Raw genomic sequence first — 1,410 nt, 5'->3', positions numbered from 1 at the left:
TTGAGTTCGGATCATATGATCCTAATTGGTCTCAGACAGGGATTCCAATAAAAGGGGTAAATGGGTGCAAATTTTATGACCACGAGGGCAAATTTCTCATATGGTTAAGTCCCGATAAATTTTTGCACCTACATTGGAATAAAGAAATAGAGAGTACGGTTACGGGAAATATTAAACATTTTACAAAATTCATGGTTCATTATGTTGGTAAATCAACCGACCAACCAATTCATGAAAGATTGACCGGACATTACACCCTGCAAGATATTTTATCAATTGAAAGACCTTTAATTAGTGGCTCATTGCCAACCCATGAAATTATGTTACTGTTATTTAGAGTAACAGATGCATATAAAATTTCAATATTAGAAGACGATATAAATTCATTTGTAGAAAATATGCAGGGCAAAAATGTACCTGACAAAAAAACTGTATCACTTGATGCAGAAAAGGCTCTTGTTAAATTATTAAATCCAGAGTATAATCATCCGTCAAAGAGGTTCTCAAATTATCCGAAAAGTACAGATGGTTTGTTTAAGTTTGGATTCAATCGTTATATATATGGAATCAAGGAAAACATTACACTGCAATATTCTGATGTCGAAATTGTCGGTGATGTAAATGACCAAATAGCAGATATTATTTGGATTGAAGAAAATAAAACAATAGAAATCATTAAAATTAATAATGATTAACTCATATCCAAAAATCAAAAAATGAAAAAAGTTTTTATATATGTCGGCCACTCTAATTGGGGAAAGTCTATGGCTTTAAAGATTATCACAGGAAACAATAGCCACCAAAAAACGGTTCACATTTCTGGATATAATGTTAGGGTTAGGAAAATGTCAAATGATGATCACGGACAAAAATTGCTCGATTGGGTTAAAACCTTTCCAAGGCAGGTTTACGACCGTCATATTATCGCTTTTTGCCCAAAAGTTACACCACCAACAGGCAATGCAACTCCTGAGCAGCTAATCGCTGCAGATATACTGATTGAACTTCAAAAAAGTAATTTACTTTACTTTTTTGTTCAGGAAGAAAAATTCAATAATCCACAAGATAAAATCACTGCAGCAGAAATTGGTTGGTTAAACTTCTTTGGCACAATACATATTCTTCATGGTCAAAACCAGGATACTGTCAGGGCACAGGAATTTCATCGATTCATTTCTCAAAATATATAGCAAATATCAGATAGTCGCCAGATTATGCACGGTTGTAGCTGCAATATCTATACGGTGCGCAATATCTGCGATATATTTAAAGTGATCAAGAAATTCGTCCAGAGATTGTTCATGGCTGTCATTCAATTCAAATTGTCCTGGAAAAAAGCTTAAAAACTTTTCATCAACCACACCATTTTTGTGCGCATAGAGGTGTCTTATTTGAAGTAACTTTTCTAGT

The 1,410-nt window shown here is 33.7% G+C and carries 3 protein-coding genes; 2 read left to right on the top strand and 1 reads right to left on the bottom strand.

The genetic code is table 11. The annotated features are described in order from the left end of the window. Together C0512_RS15730 and C0512_RS15725 are read left to right on the top strand one after the other, a co-directional pair. The coding region (locus tag C0512_RS15730) for a hypothetical protein (RefSeq protein ID WP_290863279.1) at nucleotides 1-695 on the top strand (695 nt) is incomplete at its 5' end. A gap of 69 nt (nucleotides 696-764) precedes the next feature. Then, the gene (locus tag C0512_RS15725; protein ID WP_290863277.1) at nucleotides 765-1,190 is read left to right on the top strand and encodes a hypothetical protein; all 426 of its coding nucleotides are present in this window, start codon (nucleotides 765-767) and stop codon (nucleotides 1,188-1,190) included. Nucleotides 1,191-1,196: 6 nt separating this feature from the next. On the opposite strand, the gene C0512_RS15720 is transcribed toward C0512_RS15725, so the two are convergent. Beyond that, on the bottom strand, nucleotides 1,197-1,410 hold a 214-nt coding region (locus tag C0512_RS15720), incomplete at its 5' end, for a hypothetical protein (protein ID WP_290863275.1).

This window comes from Flavobacterium sp., assembly GCF_013822155.1.
GTDB lineage: Bacteria > Bacteroidota > Bacteroidia > Flavobacteriales > Flavobacteriaceae > Flavobacterium.
The sequence above is the reverse complement of the archived record's forward strand: the minus strand, read 5'-3'. Positions and strand labels throughout refer to the sequence as shown.

Bases quoted from the DNA above. Each gene is read 5' to 3' on its own strand.
- C0512_RS15725 (WP_290863277.1), top strand. From the start codon at position 765: ATGGCTTTAAAGATTATCACAGGAAACAATAGCCACCAAAAAACGGTT.